The following is a 15,280-nucleotide window of genomic DNA, read 5'->3' on the forward strand; positions in this document are numbered from 1 at the left end:
CTGCACGCCAGGCAACGTTTGCAGAGGTCTGGGGTGGAAATCCGTCGCATTTCGGCGCCTGCATTGGGGGCCGGCCACGCTGCGGTGGAGTCCAATGCAGCGATCCAACTTCCGTCAGTCCGCCCCCGCCGTGTCCGAGCCCGCTCCTGCTGCTGCTCCGCTGAAGACCTTCGGCCGCTTCGAGCTGCGCGCCTTGCTGTCCAAGAGTGCCCGCGGCCTGACGTGGCGCGTCTTCGACGCCCGGCATGGCCAGGAGTTGATGCTGTGCATGCCGCGCGAGAAGCCCAACAGCGCCGGCGCGCTGGAGCACTGGCTGCGCATGGCCCAGGCCGGGTCGCGGGTGCAGCATCCGCAACTCGCGCCGGTCTTCGAGATTGGTCAGGTCGAGAGCTGGCCCTACGTCGCTTATGACCGGGCGCTGGGCGAGACGCTCGACGAGCGCCTGGCTCGCCAGGCTGCGCCGGTGCCGCTGGATGCCGCCGGCTGGGTCGCGCAGCTGCTGGAGGGCCTGGCCTTCGCGCACGAGGCCGGCCATGCGCATCGCGACATCCAGACAGCCAGCCTCGTCATCGACGCGGGCGACAAGGTGCGGCTGATCGGCCTGGAGGTCGCGCAGGAAGTCTTCCCCGCCAACGTCGACTTCACCACCGTCACCCGCCGGGCGGTGCGCGAATCGGCCGAGGAGGACGTGCTGTGCGTCGGGCTGCTGCTGAACCGCATCCTGAGCGGCAAGCCGGTGCTGGAGCAGAACGACCTGCAGGCCGTCGTGCAGCAGATGCAGCCGCTAGGCCGCGAGATGGTGCGCCTGGGCTGGGAGACGCCGCATCCCATCCCCGACCCGCTGCGCGCCATCTGCAATCGCGCGACGGACCGCCAGACCCGCCAGCGCTACCACCTCGCGCGCAGCTTCTTGCGTGCGCTGGACGGCTGGCGCCAGGCGGCGTCCTACGACGATGGCGGGCCCATCGTGCTGCTGCTGGACAAGCTGCAGCGCATCGGCCACCTGCCTACGACGACGACCGGCATGCACCGCTTCACGGCGGGATCCGGCCTGGAGGCCCAGCACGCCAGTGCGCTGTCCGAGCTGGTGCTGAAGGACATGGCGCTAACGCTGGAGCTGGTGCGCCGCGTCAACAACGCGCTGAAGCAGAACGGCCATGCGGGTGAGACGATTCTGAACATGCAGCGCGCGATCCAGATGCTGGGCCTGGACGGGCTGCAGGGCGCGGCGAACGCGCTCAAGCCGTGGCCCGGCCCGCTGCAGCCGGTGGCCGCCGAGATGCTGCGCCAGGTGATGGCCCGCGTGGCCAAGGCCGGCCAGCTCGCGCAGGCGCTGCGGCCCGCGGGCTATGACGGCGAGGTCGTCTACCTGATCACTTTGATGCAGAACCTGGGCCGGCTGCTGGTGCAGTACCACTTCCCGGACGATGCGCAGCAAATCCGCCAGCTCATACTGCCTCCCGAGCCGACCGAGGACCAGCCCCATCCGCAGGGCCTCAGTGAACAGGCCGCGGCGTATGCGGTGCTGGGTGCCGATCTCGATGCGCTCGGCGCCGCCGTCGCGCGCCACTGGGGCCTCGGCGACGAGCTGCTGCAGATGGTCCGCCGCCAGCCGCTGGACGCGCCCGTGCACCCGCCCCGCACTGATGCGGACACCTTGCGCCTGACCGGCAGCTTCGCCAACGAGCTGGTCGATGCGCTGGGCCTGCCCGAAGCCAGGCGCCGCCCCGGCGTGGAGGCCGCGACGCGCCGCTACGCCAAGGCGCTGGGCCTTGGCCTGCGTGAGGTGATGGAGGCTCTGAACCCCGGTGCCCAACGCCCCGGGACTGTGCCGGCGGCGTCGCCGGCCCCGGCGGCCTCGCCGTCGCCGCTGCGCCAGCGGCTCGCCGGCCGTTCCTGATGTCCGAGGACCTGCCCCAGCTCGGCCGCTTCCGGCTGATGCAGCGCCTGGGCGAGGGCGCACAGGCAACCGTCTGGCTGGCCCATGACCCGTTGCTGGACCGTGAGGTGGCCGTCAAGCTGCTGAAGGCCGCGGCCGAGCCCGGCAGCGTGGACGAATGGCTGCACGAGGCGCGCGCCGTCAGCCGGCTGACGCACCCCAACATCGTGCCCGTCTTCGAGGCGGACACGCAGGGCGGCCATTCCTACCTCGTGTTCGAGTACGTCTCCGGTGGCACCTTGAGTCAGCGGCTGCGTGCCGGGCCGCCGCCCACCGCTGCGGAGGCCGTCACGCTGATGCTGGGCGTGCTGGACGGCCTGACCGCGGCCCATGCTGCCGGCCTCGTGCACCGCGACCTGAAGCCCAGCAACATCCTGCTTGACGCCCAGGGGCGTGCGCGCGTGATGGACTTCGGCATCGCCGCGCGGGTGTCGAGCGACGCCGGTGCGTCGTCGCGCATCGTCGGCACGCCGGGCTACATCTCGCCCGAGGCCGCGCGCGGCGCGGCGCCGCATCCGCAGATGGACGTGTTCGCCGCTGCCGTCATGCTGGCCGAGATGCTGTCGGGCCAGCGCCTGAATCACGACCCCGACCCCTGGCGCGCCATCCAGCGCGTGCAGAGCACGGACCTCGTGCTGCCGTCGGGCCTGGACCCGGCGGTGGACGATGCGCTGCGCGCCATCGTGCAGCGCGGCCTGGCGCGCGAGCCGTCGGCGCGCTGGCCCAGCGCCGTGGCGATGCGCGACGCGCTGGCCGCCTGGCTGCGCCCGATCGTCGAGCCGGATGCCGAGGCGCAGGACGCGCCGGTGCTGGACTTCCTGCTGCGGCGCATGCGCCACAAGAGCGACTTCCCCGCGCTGTCGGACGCGATCATGCGCATCCAGCGGCTCACGCAGTCCGAGCACGAGAGCCTGGCCAACCTGTCCAACGAGATCCTGAAGGACGTGGCGCTCACGCAGAAGCTGCTGCGCCTGGTCAACACCGCGGCCTACCGCCATGCGAGCGGCGGGCAGGGAGGCGGCGGCATCAGCACGGTGTCGCGCGCCGTTGCGCTGATCGGCTTTGCCGGCATCCGCAATTTGGCGCTCAGCCTTGTGCTGCTGGAGCGCATGGAGAACAAGGGCCACGCTCAGCGGCTGCGCGAGGACTTCCTGCGCACGCTGATGGCGGCGTCGCTGGCGCGGGAGCTGTGCTCCACCGAGCGCGAGGCCGAGGAAGCATTCCTCGGCGCGATGCTGTACCACCTGGGCCGCACGTTGACCGAGTTCTACTTTCCCGAGGAGGCCGAAGCCGTGCGCCGGCTCGTGAGCCCGGCGGACGACGGCCTCGCGCTCAGCGAGGCGGCCGCGTCGGCGCAGGTGCTGGGCATGAGCTATGAGGCGCTGGGCCTGGGCGTGGCCCGGCAGTGGGGCCTGCCAGAGGCGCTGCAGCGCGCGATGCGCCGGCCCGGCGGCGAGCCGCCGCAGAAGCTCATCGAAGACGCCGCCGAGCGCCAGCGCTGGCTGGCCCGCGCCGCCAACGACATGGCAGACCTGATCCTGCAGACACCGCCGGAGCAGGCTCATGCCAAGGTGCGTGCGCTCGGCCAACGCCATGCGCGCGCGTTGGGCCTGGGCGCGGAGCGCTTCGAGCAGGCGGCAGACGTCGCGCGGCAGCGGCTCGCGCAGATGACCGAAGCGCTCGACATGCGGCTGCCCAAGCACTCGCGGGCGCAGCGGCTGCTGGCGCCACTGACGCCGTCGGCACTGGATTCGCTCACGGCTCATGAGCTCGCGCCTACGCAGGTGCTGGAGCGCAGCGAAGTGCCCGGCGCGCCGCGGGACCCTGGGCTGTCTGGCGAGCTGCTTGCTGCGGGCATCCAGGAGGTGACCGACGCGATGGTCAACAGCTGCCAGCTCAATGCCGTGCTGCGCATGATCCTGGAGACCATTTACCGCGCACTCGGCGCCCGCCGCGTCATCTTCTGCCTGCGCGATGCGCGGGGCCAGGTGTTGACCGGGCGCCTGGGCGTGGGAGAGGAGGTCGAGCGGCTGGCGCCGCTGATGCGCGTGGACCTGACGCAGCAGCCGCCGGACCTGTTCGGCGCCGTCTGCCTGAAGGGCGCGGACACTTTGATCCAGGACGCCCGTGCCCCCAACATCGCCGCGCGGTTGCCGGCGTGGTTCCAGGGCGAGCTGAATGCGCAGACCTTCCTGCTGCTGCCGCTCATGCTCAAGGGCGCGCCGTTGGGGCTGCTCTACGCCGACCATGCCCAGGCGGGTGGTGTGCAGCTGGGTGACAAGGAGCTCTCGCTGCTGCGCACGCTGCGTAACCAGGCCGTGATGGCCTTCCGGCAGGCGACGACCTGATCGGCTGCGCCCGCGGCTGTAGGGCGCCTCCGACAGCGGCCGACGCCGCACGCTGACCGCACGCGCGCCCGCACTCCGACCAGCGCCGCAGAGCTCATCGCGAATACTGATTCGGCAGCCTGCAGTCCTGAGCCAGGCGTGCGACACCCGCCGCACCCGGTTCCACACCAACAGGAGTCCGAGATGAATCCCCACATGATCAAGAAGAACGGTCGGGCCTTGCTCGTCGCTTGCGTTGCCGCAGCGCTGGCCGCCTGTGCCTCCGCGCCCGAGCCCAAGGAGCAGATGGCCGTGGCCAATGCGGCGGTGGACCAGGCCACCGGCAACGCCTCCGAGGCGCCGGCCGAACTGGCCACCGCACGAGACAAGCTGGCCCGCGCGAATGCGGCTGTCGCCCGCAAGGACTATGTCGCCGCACGCCAACTGGCCGACGAGGCCGCAGCCGACGCGGCGCTGGCCCAGGCCACGGCGCGCTCCGCGCGCTCCAGCCGTGCGCTGGCCGAGGTGCGCCAGAGCATCCAGCAGCTGCAATCGCAGCTGAATCGTTCCTGATCACGAAGAGAGGACCGTCATGCGAACCACCGCTACCCTGACCGCCCTGGCCGCCGCGGCCGCCCTGATGGCCGGTTGCGCCAGCGCGCCCACCGTCACGCCCGGCCTGACGCAGGCCCGTTCCACCGTGCGCAGCGCCGAGGCCGACCCCGCCGTCCTGAAGTACGCCGCGCTGGATGTGAAGAAGGCGTCCGAATCGCTGAAGCGCGCCGAGCAGCTGAGCGCCGACCGCGCCGCGCCGGCCGATATCGACTCGGCCGCCTATGTCGCGTCGACCCAGGCCCGCACCGCGATGGCACTGGCCAAGGCGCAGACCGACGAAGACGCGATCAAGACCGCCGAGGCCGACCGCGAGCGCGCCCGGGCGGATGCGAACGCGGCGCGTGCCCGCAATGCCCAGGCGCAGGCCGCCGATGCGCAGATCGCCGCGGCCAACGCGAACGCCGATGCCGTGGCCGCCCGCCAGCAGGCCGCGACCGCGCAGGCCCAGGCCGCCGATCTGCAACGCGAGCTGCAGGATTTGCAGGCCCGCCAGACCGACCGTGGCATGCTCGTCACGCTGGGTGACGTGCTGTTCGAGTTCGGCCGCGCCGATATCAAGCCCGCAGCGCAGGGGGCCATCACGAAGCTGGCGCATTACCTGAACCAGCATCCCGACCGCCGCGTCCTCATCGAGGGCTTCACCGACAGCGTCGGCAGCGACCAGGCCAACCTGACCCTGTCGCAACGCCGCTCGCAGGCCGTGGCCGATGCGTTGCGCGCCCAGGGCGTGGATCCGAGCCGCGTCGACACGCGTGGCTATGGCGAGGCCTACCCGGTGGCCAGCAACTCGAGCAGCTCGGACCGCGCGATGAACCGCCGCGTCGAGGTCTACATCTCGAACGACAACCAGCCCGTCCGCGCCCGCGGTTGAGTACCGGCTGAAAGGAGAACCCCATGGACATCCGCCGACACCCCGCCGCCTGGCTGGCGGCCTCCCTGCTGGCACTGGGCGCCACGGCCCACGCCGCGCCGCAGCCGAAGAACGTCGACCCGCTGCGCCTGCAGTACGAGCGTGAAAAAGCCGACTGTCTGACCGGCAAGACAAGCGAGCCCCGGAACGTCTGCCTGCGCGAAGCGGCCGCTGCCTACGCGCAGGCGCGCCAAGGACGTCTGGGCTCGTCCGCTGACCAGTCGGCCCAGTGGGCTGCCAATGCACTCAAGCGCTGCGAGGTGCAGCGCGGCGAGGACCGCACGCTGTGCGAACGCCGGGTTCGCGAGGGCCAGGTGGTGGGCAGCGTCGACAGCGGCGGCGAACTGAGCACGCTGACAGTACGTGAGACCGACATCCCGAAGGCGCCGGGCGGTTGAGGCGACGCGTCGTCGCAACGGCCGGGGCGCCACAGGGCGCCCCGGCCGTTATTGCTTCATTCCTCGAACCGACTCGTCTCGTCGCGGTTCTGCGGATAGCGCCTGGCGAGCGGGAAGGGGGGGAGCCACGACTCCCGGCGCATCGTCCAGAGCTCATAGGTCGGTGTGAACTGGTCGGTGGCATCCAGCGCACCGAGGCTGACCTCCACCTCGTCGCCCGAGCGCGCGATTACCGACGAGCCGCAGCGCGGGCAGAAATGCCGCCCGGCGTAGTGGCTCGTCTGCCCTTCGATGGTGACCGCGTCGCCCGGAAAAATGGCTGATGCATGGAAGAGGGCGCCATGGTGCCTGCGGCAGTCCATGCAGTGGCACAGGCCCACGCGGTAGGGGCGGCCGATGGCCACGAATCGGATGTCGCCGCAGAGGCAGCCGCCGGTCAATCGGTCCATGGAGGCTCCTTGGGGAGAGCGGACCGGGGGCGGGGAAGGGAGGGTGACGAGCCTGACCCCGGCACTGGTTGCAACGCTTAGGGCTGCTTGGTTCCCCACCTGACCCGGTTGGGCGCGCTTCCATGCGGGGAGGCCCGTCGAGCGAGATTCTAACCGCCGATGGGACCTCAGCCCGGCAGGAACTGGCGATTGATAGACAAGTCCATTGCCAGCGCCAGCAAAGCGAGTGCGGTGAGATAGCCCAGCAGGTGCATGCGGTCCTGGCTCATGGCCCAGTGACCGCAAGCCCAGTAGCCCACCAGCGCGACGAGTTTCACCCCCAGCCACCAGTCCGTGATGGGGTTGTAGCCGACGGAGCCCCACAGGCTGAGGCCCGTGACGACGAGGCAGGCATTCACGCCGAACACGAGCACCAGCAGCCGCGCGTCCTTGGCCACGTCCTGCAGGCGCGCGTTGCCGAACTGGAAGATCAGACCGCGGCAGAAGAACAGCGCCACGCTGCACCAGGCCAGCAGCACATGCCACTGGACCATCTCGGTATAGAACCAGGTCAAGCGCGGCGGTGCGCGTTCAGCGCAGATGCAGGTCGTCTTCGCTGAACCGAACGCCGATGGGTTCGATCAGCAGCTGCTTCGGGCCGGCCTCGACGGTGCCGGCGACCCAGGCCTCGATGCCGCAATCGCGCGAGATCTGCGCAGTGCGCTCCGCGTCCTCGGCCTTTACGAAGATCGCGAAGCCGGCGCCCATGTTCAGCGTCGAATAGGCCTCGCGGTCGTCCTGACCAGCCTGCTTCTGGATGAAGTCCAGCACGGCCGTCTTGGGCGGCACAGCGTGGATTCGATAGGTCAGCGCACTCGGGTGACGCAACAGCTTGCGCCAGCCGTGGCCGGTGATGTTGGCGCAGTAGTGGGGCGTGATGCCGGCCTTCCACAGCGCCTCGGTCACGGGCGAGTACAGGGCCGTTGGGGCGAGCAGCGCTTCGCCGTAGGTCAGGCCCGGTTCGATCTCGGTCAGGTAGCCCTGTGGCAGGCGCTCGGCCAGCTTGCGGGCCAGGCTCAGGCCGTTGGCGTGGATGCCGCTGGAAGCCAGCAGCACGATGGCGTCACCGGGGCCCAGCTTGTCGCCGACGGACAGGCGTTCCTTGGGGTTGATGAGTCCCGTGCACGACGCGGCCAGGTCGATGCGGCCGTCCTCGACGATGCCGGCCAGCGCAGGCGTCTCGCCGCCGCCCCAGGCGACCTGGCAGGTGTCGCAGGCGGCCTTCCAGCCGGCCACGAGCGCCTGCGCGCGCTGTGCGTCGCCAAACCAGTCGCTGCCGCCGGCCGCCCAGTAAGCCTGCACGACCAGCGGCGTCGCACCGACGGTGATGAGGTCGTTGATCGCCATCGCAATGGTGTCCTGTGCGATGCCGGCGAAGAAGCTGTTGCCCGTCAGCTTGGCCATCTCATCGGCCACCAGCGTCTTGGTGCCCAGGCATTCCACGATGGAGGCGATGTAGAACGGTCCGACGTCGACGACATAGGCTGACTCGCCGCGCGATGCTTTGACCTCGCTGAAGCCGTGGCCGGCGAGGTGGGACGCGGTGGCCGCGGCGGCGCGCTGCGCGGTGATCTTGAGCGGGTCGATCAGGTCGTAGTTGACGCCGGCCTGGTCGTAGGTGAGGGGGGCTTGCGAAGTCATGGGAGCAGATTATCGACCCCTAGAATCTTGGCCCATGAGCTATCAGGTCCTGGCCCGCAAATACCGCCCGCAGAGTTTCGAGCAGCTCGTCGGCCAGGAGCATGTCGTGCAGGCGCTGGCCAACGCGCTGACGCAGGGCCGGCTGCACCACGCCTACCTGTTCACCGGCACGCGCGGCGTCGGCAAGACGACCGTCTCGCGCATCCTCGCCAAGAGCCTGAACTGCACCGGGCCGGACGGCACCGGCGGCATCACGGCCCAGCCCTGCGGCGTCTGCGCGGCCTGCCGCGACATCGATTCGGGCCGCTTCGTCGACTACGTGGAACTGGACGCGGCGTCCAACCGCGGCGTCGAGGAGATCTCGCAACTGCTGGACCAGGCGGTCTACAAGCCGGTCGTCGGCCGCTTCAAGGTCTACATGATCGACGAAGTCCACATGCTGTCGAACACCGCGTTCAACGCGATGCTGAAGACGCTGGAGGAGCCGCCCGAGTATCTGAAGTTCGTGCTGGCCACCACCGACCCGCAGAAGGTGCCGGTGACCGTGCTGTCGCGCTGCCTGCAGTTCAACCTGCGCCCGATGGCCGCGGCCGACGTGCAGATGCACCTGGGCAATGTGCTGGGTGCCGAGAGCGTGCCGGCCGAGGGCGGCGCGCTGAGGCTGCTGGCGCGCGCAGCTCGCGGCTCCATGCGCGATGCGCTGTCGCTGACCGACCAGGCCATCGCTTTCGGTGCCGGCCAGTTGACCGAGGCCGGCGTGCGCCAGATGCTGGGCAGCGTGGACCGGGGCCATGTGGTGGCCATCGTCGACGCGCTGGCCGCGGCCAGCGGCGAGGCCGTCGTGGCCCAGGCCGATGCGCTGCGCGGCGCGGGCCTGTCGGCCGCCGGCACGCTGGAGGACCTGGCGACGCTGTTCCAGCAGATGGCCCTCGCTCAGGCCGCGCCGACGGCGCTGGACGACGCGGACGGCGAGACGGCCGAGATTCGCCGCCTGGCCGTCGCGCTGCCGGCCGACGAGATCCAGTTGATGTACAGCATGGCGTTGCACGGCCGCGCCGAGCTGCACCTGGCGCCGGACGAATACGCCGGGCTGCTGATGGTGCTGCTGCGCATGCTGGCCTTCCGCCCCGCGGGCACGAGCCCGAAGCCGGTGAAGGCGGCCGCGCTGGTGCGCCCACCGGCGGTGGCCAAGGCGGTGGTCAGCGTTCCGCTGCCCAAGGCCGCGCCGCCGCCGCCAGCACCGGCCGTGGCGAGGGCGCCTGTGGCCACGGCTCCCGTGGCGGCTTCCCTGGCGTCGCCGGTCGTGGCGCCCGCGCCGGCACCCGTCGCTCCCGCGCCTGCTCCCGTCGCAGCGCCCAAGGCCGCCGAGGCTGCTGCGCCCAGCTTCGGCGCGCGGCTGCGGCCGCGCCCGGTCGAGCATGCACCGGTGGCCGAGGACGACATGGACCTCGGCGACGGCCCGCCGCCCGATGATGCGCCACCGCCGTGGATGGAGGCCGACGACGGCCCTACGGCCACTGCGCCGGACGCCCGCGAACCCGAGGCGCCGCGCCGCGTGGAACTGCGCGAGACGCCTGAAGGTTCTCGCTGGGCCGAGCGCGTCGCGGCGGCCAGCATCGTCGGCATGACCGGCGAACTGGCCCGCCAGGCCCAGGCGCTGGGCTGCGAGACGGTGAACGGCCGCGAGCTCTGGCGCTTGCGCGTCGAGCGCGAGTCGTTGCGCCAGCCGGCGCTGGTCGCAAAGCTCGAGGCGGCGTTGGATGCGAAGCTCGAGATCGAGGCCGGCGTGGCCGAGGATTCCATTGCGCTGCGCACGGTGGCCCGCATCGAGGCCCAGCAGCGCGCCGCCGAGGAACTGGCCGCGACGCATCCGATGACACGCACGCTGCTGTCCCAATTCCCGTCGGCACGCATCCTGCCGGGCTCCGTGCAGCCCGTGCTGACACCTTCTACGTAGACACAAGGACACGATCATGATGAAAGGCCAACTCGCCGGCTTGATGAAGCAAGCCCAGGCGATGCAGGACAACCTGAAGAAGGCGCAGGAAGAACTCGCCAACGTCGAGGTCGAAGGCCAGAGCGGTGCCGGGCTCGTGAAGGTGGTCATGACCTGCCGCAACGAGGTCCGCCGCGTCACCATCGACCCAAGCCTGCTGGCCGACGACAAGGACATGCTGGAGGACCTCGTGGCCGCCGCCTTCAACGATGCCGCCCGACGCGCCGAGGCCACCAGCGCCGAGCGCATGGGCAAGCTGACCGCCGGCATGCCGCTGCCCCCGGGCATGAAGTTCCCGTTCTGACCCGGCTCCGTGACCGCGCTTGAGACGTTGATCGAGGCGCTCAAGCGCCTGCCCGGCGTGGGCCAGAAGTCGGCCCAGCGCATGGCCTACCACCTGCTGCAGCATGACCGCCTGGCCATGCCGCGGCTCGCCGACGCGCTGACGGCGGCCGGTGAGCGCATCAAGCACTGCGAGCGCTGCCACACCTTCAGCGAGACACCGCTGTGCGGCGTCTGCGCCGACCCCGAGCGGGACGCGCGGCTGCTGTGTGTCGTCGAGACGCCCGCCGACCAGGCAGCGCTGGAGCGCACCGGCTCCTACCGCGGCTACTACTTCGTGCTGCTGGGGCGGCTGTCACCGCTGGACGGCGTCGGCACGCGGCAGATCGGTGCGGCCGAGCTGATGGCGCGCGCGGGCGAGCCCAGCGTCGAGGAGGTCATCCTGGCCACGAGCTTCACCGCCGAGGGCGAGGCGACGGCGCATGTGCTGTCCGAGGCACTGAAGGCCCGTGGCATCAAGTCCACACGGCTGGCGCGTGGCGTGCCCGTGGGCAGCGAGCTGGAGTTTGTGGACCTGGGCACCATCGCCCACGCCTTGTCAGACCGACGTTGACGGAGACGCCGCCATGACCGTGGCCCAGATCTGCCTGTTGATTGCCTGCGCGCTGCCCATCGTCAGCGCTGGCCTGGCCAAGTCCCGCGGCTTCGGCAAGCGTCGCCGCGATGGCGGCTTCGACAACCACCAGCCGCGTGAATGGCTGGCCAAGCAGCAGGGCTGGCAGGCGCGGGCCAATGCGGCGCAGGCCAATGGATGGGAGGCCCTGCCCGTCTTCCTGGCGGGGCTGTTCGTCGCCCACCAGCATCAGGCGGCGCAAGCCACTGTGGACGCGCTGGCGATGGGCTTCATCGCAGCGCGGCTGGCATTCATCGCCCTCTACCTGGCCGATCAGGCCTCGCTGCGCTCGCTGGCCTGGACAGCCGGCGTCGCCTGCTGCGCCGCGCTGTTCTTCGTACGCTGAGCGCGTGACGCGCTCAGGGCGCGGCGGCGGCCACGACCGTGTTGCCCTTGCCGCCGCGGGCCACCTTGGCAGCCTTGCGGGCGGGTGACGATTTGGCCGTCGCTTTGGCCACCCGCACGGGGCGTGCCGCTTGCGGCGCCGGTGTGGCCTTGGCCTGGGTCACGGCAGGCGCCGTGGTGGCGGTGTAGACCACCAGGGTCTGGCCGGGCTTGAGGCTGGTAGTGTGCCGCCCCAGCTTGTTCCATTGCGCCACCTGCTCGGCGCGCACCTTGTAGCGCGCGGCGATGCCGGCGATGGTGTCGCCCTTGCCGGCCTTGACGCTCATGCGGCGCAGCGGCGGCGCGTCGGGCGCGAGGTTCAGCGCCGCTGTGTCGGCCAGGCGCTCGGAGACGTCGTCCACCACGTGGGCGGCACGCGGCACCAGCAGCGTGGAGCCGGCCTTGACGAGCATCTTGGGCGGGATGCGGTTGACTTCGCGCAGCGCCGACTCGGCCATGCCGGTGCGCTTGGCGGCGTCCGACGGGCTCATCGTCTTGGGCACCACCCAGGCGGTCCACGTGGCCATCGGCCCGTTGTGGCGGGCCAGGTTCTCGGCGAAGGCGCTGGCCTGCTCGTACGGCAGCAGCACCTGCTGCGTCGCGGCAGCCAGGATGACCGGCTTGTTCATCTGCGGGTTGAACTGCTGGAAGGTCTCCAGCGACAGGCCGGCCAGCTCGGCAGCCAGCGCCACGTCGATGTCGCGCTCGATCTTGACGCTGAGGAAGTACGGGTGGTTGGCTACCGGCGGCAGGCTCAGCGCAAAGCGGTCGGGGGCGAGCACGATGTTCTTTACGGCCTGCAGCTTGGGCACGTAGTAGCGCGTCTCGTCCGGCATCTTCAAGCTGGCGTAGTCGGTCGGCAGGCCCAGCCGCTGGTTGCGGGCGACGGCCTTCTGCACATTGCCCGGGCCCCAGTTGTAGGCGGCCAGCGCCAGGTGCCAGTCGCCGAACATCTTGTAGAGCCGGCCCAGGTAGTCCAGCGCGGCCCGGGTGGACGCGAGCACGTCGCGGCGGTCGTCGCGGAAGATGTTCTGCTTCAGGTCGAAGTCGCGACCGGTGGCGGGCATGAACTGCCACATGCCGGTGGCCTTGGTCGACGACACGGCATGCGTGACGAAGGCGCTCTCGACGAAGGGCAGCAGCGCCAGTTCGGCCGGCATGCCGCGCTTCTCGACCTCTTCCAGGATGTGGAAGAGATAGCGGCTGCCGCGGTCGGTCATGCGGTCGACGTAGTCCGGCCGCGCGCTGTACCAGGCCTCGGCCTTGCGCACCCAGTCATCATCGAGGTCCTGCAGTTGGAAGCCTCCGCGCAGGCGCGCCCACAGGTCAGCGTTCACGTCGGGGGCGTCGAGGTCGATCTTCTCGCCTGGGCGCAGGTTGTCTTCCAGCAGTTCTGCGGCCATTGTGCGCACGACGGGTGCGGCGTCGGTGGCGGGTTCGGGCGCCGGCGTGGCCTCGGCGGTGGGCGTCGGGGCGGGCGGGGGGGCGGCGCTGGGCGCTTCGGCCTGCGGCGGGGCGGTCGTTGCGCAGGCGGTGAGCAATGCGGCCAGTAGCAGTGGGGACAGGCGGGTGAGCGCCTTCGGCAGGGTGAGGCGGTGGATCAGCGTCATCGGAATCCGTTCTTCCATTCGCGCAGCGTGGCGAAGACATCGACCGGGCTGGGCTCGGCCGGAAGTTGCAGGGGCGCATGGCGCCGCGCGGCCTCGCGCAGCGCGGGTTCGGCGCAGCGCAAGAAGGGGTTGATGCGGGTCTCGGTGCCCAGCGGCACCGGCAGCGTCGGCTGGCCGGCGCTGCGCTGGCCTTCGGCCCAGGCGGCATGGGCGGCGAGCACGGCGTTGTGCGGATCGACCTCGCGGGCGAAGCGCAGGTTGGATAGCGTGTACTCGTGGGCACAGCACACGCGCGTGGCGCCTGGTAGTGCCGCCAGCGACTGCAGCGATGCGTGCATCTGCGCGGGCGTGCCCTCGAACAGCCGGCCACAGCCGGCGCTGAAGAGCGCATCGCCGCAGAACAGCAACGGTGCCTGTCCGGGCACGTCGGCACAGAAGTACGCGACATGGCCGGCGGTGTGCCCCGGCACGTCCAGCACGGCGAAGCGCAGGCCCAGCAGCTCGATGGTGTCGCCGCCGCTCACGCGGGTCACGGGCTCGGGCATGCGGTCGCGTGCCGGGCCGTAGACCGGGCCTTGCAGGCGCGGGCGCAGGGCCTCTACCCCGCCGACGTGATCGCCATGGTGGTGGGTCAATAGAATGCCGGCCAGCGTCAGGCGCCGGGCATCCAGAGCGGCGGCCACCGGTGCAGCGTCACCGGGATCGACGACCAGGGCCTCGCGGCCGTTGTCCAACAGCCAGAGGTAGTTGTCGTCGAATGCGGGAAGAGGCGTGAGCGTCAAAGGCGCAGAACCCATGACAGATAAAGGGCCGAGTATAGATTTGGCCGCCTGGCTGCAGACCCCCCCAGGGCGTTACCTGCTGGATTGGGAGCAGACGCAGGTGGACGCGGCGGTGGCCGACCTGTTCGGCTTTCATGCGCTGCAGCTCGGCCTGCCCGAACTCGACGGTCTGTCGACCAACCGCATGCCGCATCGCTGGCTGGCCGGGCGTGACCTGCTGTGTGACTTCGACGCGCTGCCGTTCGAGAGCGCCAGCCTGGATCTAGTACTGCTGCCGCATGCGCTGGAGCTGGCACACGACGCCCATGTGCTGCTGCGCGAGGTGGAGCGGGTGCTGCGGCCAGAGGGGCGGCTCATCGTCTTTGGCCTCAACCCGGCGAGCCTGTGGGGGCTGCGGCAGAACGTGGGACGGCTGCGGCGCCGCGGCGAGCCCTACCTGCCGCGCGACGGCGAGTTCATCGGCTACTGGCGGCTGCGCGACTGGCTGAAGCTGTTGAGCTTCGAGGTCGAGGCTGCTCGCTTCGGCGTCTACCGGCCGCCGCTGCGCACCCAGCCGTGGCTGGACCGCTGGCAGTGGATCGAAGGGGTGGGCTCGCGCTGGTGGCCGGTGCTGGGCGCCGTGTACTTCATCCAGGCCATCAAGCGAGTGCACGGCACGCGCATGATCGGTCTGGCCCGCAACAAGCGGCTGGCCGCCAAGAAGGCGCCGGCCGTCGCGTTGAACAACCAACAGAAGAAGAAATGACCGATTCCCCGAAACCTGCGCTGGCCATCAAGAAGCCCCAGGTCACGATCTACACCGACGGCGCCTGCAAGGGCAACCCGGGCCCGGGCGGCTGGGGCGCGTGGCTGCACAGCGCCGGCCACGACAAGGAGATGTTCGGCGGCGAGGCCGGCACGACGAACAACCGCATGGAACTGACCGCGCCCATCGAGGCGCTGGCCTCGCTCAAGCGCAGCTGCGACGTGGTCGTCTACCTGGACAGCGAATACGTACGCAAGGGCATTACCGAATGGATCACCAACTGGCAGCGCCGCGGCTGGAAGACGGCCGATGGCAAGCCGGTGAAGAACGCCGACCTCTGGATGCGGCTTGATGCGCTGCGCAAGCTGCACACGGTGGACTGGCGCTGGGTGAAGGGCCACGCGGGCGACCCGGGCAACGAGCGCGCCGACATGCTGGCCAACAAGGGCGTGGCCTCCATCGCCCGGGGCAGCCGCTGAACAACGAAGTG

General features: G+C 70.6%; 16 protein-coding genes and 1 other RNA gene. 11 read left to right on the forward strand and 6 right to left on the reverse strand.

What is annotated here, in order from left to right:
• Positions 1-94 precede the first annotated feature (94 nt).
• From LXT13_RS02940 to LXT13_RS02960, 5 genes are all read left to right on the forward strand, one after another.
• A complete protein-coding gene (locus tag LXT13_RS02940; protein WP_233370105.1) occupies positions 95-1,900 on the forward strand; it encodes a serine/threonine protein kinase in 1,806 nt (601 codons plus the stop codon).
• Entirely contained in the window at positions 1,900-4,287 is a 2,388-nt protein-coding gene (locus LXT13_RS02945) for a serine/threonine protein kinase (RefSeq protein WP_233370106.1), read from the forward strand. The genes LXT13_RS02940 and LXT13_RS02945 overlap by 1 nt, the downstream gene beginning before the upstream one ends.
• Positions 4,288-4,470: 183 nt before the next feature.
• Complete coding sequence (locus tag LXT13_RS02950) at positions 4,471-4,839, forward strand: DUF4398 domain-containing protein (RefSeq protein ID WP_233370107.1); 369 nt, start codon at positions 4,471-4,473, stop codon at positions 4,837-4,839.
• A 19-nt stretch (positions 4,840-4,858) separates the two neighbouring features.
• Positions 4,859-5,752 (forward strand): OmpA family protein, encoded by an 894-nt coding sequence (locus LXT13_RS02955; protein ID WP_233370108.1) that lies wholly within the window; start codon positions 4,859-4,861, stop codon positions 5,750-5,752.
• A 23-nt stretch (positions 5,753-5,775) separates the two neighbouring features.
• A complete protein-coding gene (locus tag LXT13_RS02960) occupies positions 5,776-6,189 on the forward strand; it encodes a hypothetical protein (protein WP_233370109.1) in 414 nt (137 codons plus the stop codon).
• A 56-nt stretch (positions 6,190-6,245) separates the two neighbouring features.
• On the opposite strand, the gene LXT13_RS02965 is transcribed toward LXT13_RS02960, so the two are convergent.
• From LXT13_RS02965 to LXT13_RS02980, 4 genes are all read right to left on the reverse strand, one after another.
• The gene (locus LXT13_RS02965) at positions 6,246-6,638 is read right to left on the reverse strand and encodes a GFA family protein (protein WP_233370110.1); all 393 of its coding nucleotides are present in this window, start codon (positions 6,636-6,638) and stop codon (positions 6,246-6,248) included.
• A gap of 42 nt (positions 6,639-6,680) precedes the next feature.
• Positions 6,681-6,777, reverse strand: an RNA gene (gene ffs, locus LXT13_RS02970) — signal recognition particle sRNA small type.
• Positions 6,778-6,805: 28 nt separating this feature from the next.
• Positions 6,806-7,192 (reverse strand): SirB2 family protein, encoded by a 387-nt coding sequence (locus tag LXT13_RS02975; protein WP_233370111.1) that lies wholly within the window; start codon positions 7,190-7,192, stop codon positions 6,806-6,808.
• Positions 7,193-7,208: 16 nt separating this feature from the next.
• Positions 7,209-8,318, reverse strand: a complete 1,110-nt coding sequence (locus LXT13_RS02980) for an AIR synthase-related protein (RefSeq protein WP_233370112.1) — start codon at positions 8,316-8,318, stop codon at positions 7,209-7,211.
• Positions 8,319-8,352: 34 nt separating this feature from the next.
• Here LXT13_RS02980 and dnaX point away from each other — a divergent pair, with 34 nt between their 5' ends.
• The 4 genes from dnaX to LXT13_RS03000 are packed head-to-tail and all read left to right on the forward strand — an operon-like array spanning position 8,353 to position 11,615.
• Positions 8,353-10,275: a DNA polymerase III subunit gamma/tau gene (gene dnaX / locus LXT13_RS02985; protein ID WP_233370113.1), complete on the forward strand. Its 1,923-nt coding sequence runs from the start codon at positions 8,353-8,355 to the stop codon at positions 10,273-10,275.
• Positions 10,276-10,291: 16 nt separating this feature from the next.
• Complete coding sequence (locus LXT13_RS02990; protein WP_233370114.1) at positions 10,292-10,618, forward strand: YbaB/EbfC family nucleoid-associated protein; 327 nt, start codon at positions 10,292-10,294, stop codon at positions 10,616-10,618.
• A 9-nt stretch (positions 10,619-10,627) separates the two neighbouring features.
• A complete protein-coding gene (gene recR / locus LXT13_RS02995; RefSeq protein WP_233370115.1) occupies positions 10,628-11,209 on the forward strand; it encodes a recombination mediator RecR in 582 nt (193 codons plus the stop codon).
• Between the two features lie 13 nt (positions 11,210-11,222).
• Complete coding sequence (locus LXT13_RS03000; RefSeq protein ID WP_233370116.1) at positions 11,223-11,615, forward strand: MAPEG family protein; 393 nt, start codon at positions 11,223-11,225, stop codon at positions 11,613-11,615.
• Between the two features lie 13 nt (positions 11,616-11,628).
• On the opposite strand, the gene LXT13_RS03005 is transcribed toward LXT13_RS03000, so the two are convergent.
• Positions 11,629-13,281: a transglycosylase SLT domain-containing protein gene (locus LXT13_RS03005; RefSeq protein WP_233370117.1), complete on the reverse strand. Its 1,653-nt coding sequence runs from the start codon at positions 13,279-13,281 to the stop codon at positions 11,629-11,631.
• Positions 13,260-14,045, reverse strand: a complete 786-nt coding sequence (gene gloB / locus LXT13_RS03010) for a hydroxyacylglutathione hydrolase (protein ID WP_233370314.1) — start codon at positions 14,043-14,045, stop codon at positions 13,260-13,262. Before gloB ends, LXT13_RS03005 begins: the two co-directional genes overlap by 22 nt.
• Positions 14,046-14,058: 13 nt before the next feature.
• Between gloB and LXT13_RS03015 the strand changes: the two genes are divergently transcribed.
• Together LXT13_RS03015 and rnhA are read left to right on the forward strand one after the other, a co-directional pair.
• Entirely contained in the window at positions 14,059-14,790 is a 732-nt protein-coding gene (locus LXT13_RS03015) for a class I SAM-dependent methyltransferase (protein WP_233370118.1), read from the forward strand.
• Entirely contained in the window at positions 14,787-15,269 is a 483-nt protein-coding gene (gene rnhA / locus LXT13_RS03020) for a ribonuclease HI (RefSeq protein ID WP_233370119.1), read from the forward strand. The genes LXT13_RS03015 and rnhA overlap by 4 nt, the downstream gene beginning before the upstream one ends.
• Positions 15,270-15,280: the final 11 nt, after the last annotated feature.

Source organism: Pelomonas cellulosilytica (assembly GCF_021353265.1).
Classification (GTDB): domain Bacteria; phylum Pseudomonadota; class Gammaproteobacteria; order Burkholderiales; family Burkholderiaceae_C; genus Pelomonas; species Pelomonas cellulosilytica.

What these genes read in the sequence shown, in the direction of transcription:
- LXT13_RS02940 (WP_233370105.1), top strand. Translation starts at nt 95, where the DNA reads ATGCAGCGATCCAACTTCCGTCAGTCCGCCCCCGCCGTGTCCGAGCCC.
- LXT13_RS02945 (WP_233370106.1), top strand. Translation starts at nt 1,900, where the DNA reads ATGTCCGAGGACCTGCCCCAGCTCGGCCGCTTCCGGCTGATGCAGCGC.
- LXT13_RS02950 (WP_233370107.1), top strand. Translation starts at nt 4,471, where the DNA reads ATGAATCCCCACATGATCAAGAAGAACGGTCGGGCCTTGCTCGTCGCT.
- LXT13_RS02955 (WP_233370108.1), top strand. Translation starts at nt 4,859, where the DNA reads ATGCGAACCACCGCTACCCTGACCGCCCTGGCCGCCGCGGCCGCCCTG.
- LXT13_RS02960 (WP_233370109.1), top strand. Translation starts at nt 5,776, where the DNA reads ATGGACATCCGCCGACACCCCGCCGCCTGGCTGGCGGCCTCCCTGCTG.
- LXT13_RS02965 (WP_233370110.1), bottom strand. Translation starts at nt 6,638, where the DNA reads ATGGACCGATTGACCGGCGGCTGCCTCTGCGGCGACATCCGATTCGTG.
- LXT13_RS02980 (WP_233370112.1), bottom strand. Translation starts at nt 8,318, where the DNA reads ATGACTTCGCAAGCCCCCCTCACCTACGACCAGGCCGGCGTCAACTAC.
- dnaX (WP_233370113.1), top strand. Translation starts at nt 8,353, where the DNA reads ATGAGCTATCAGGTCCTGGCCCGCAAATACCGCCCGCAGAGTTTCGAG.
- LXT13_RS02990 (WP_233370114.1), top strand. Translation starts at nt 10,292, where the DNA reads ATGATGAAAGGCCAACTCGCCGGCTTGATGAAGCAAGCCCAGGCGATG.
- LXT13_RS03000 (WP_233370116.1), top strand. Translation starts at nt 11,223, where the DNA reads ATGACCGTGGCCCAGATCTGCCTGTTGATTGCCTGCGCGCTGCCCATC.
- LXT13_RS03005 (WP_233370117.1), bottom strand. Translation starts at nt 13,281, where the DNA reads ATGGAAGAACGGATTCCGATGACGCTGATCCACCGCCTCACCCTGCCG.
- LXT13_RS03015 (WP_233370118.1), top strand. Translation starts at nt 14,059, where the DNA reads ATGACAGATAAAGGGCCGAGTATAGATTTGGCCGCCTGGCTGCAGACC.
- rnhA (WP_233370119.1), top strand. Translation starts at nt 14,787, where the DNA reads ATGACCGATTCCCCGAAACCTGCGCTGGCCATCAAGAAGCCCCAGGTC.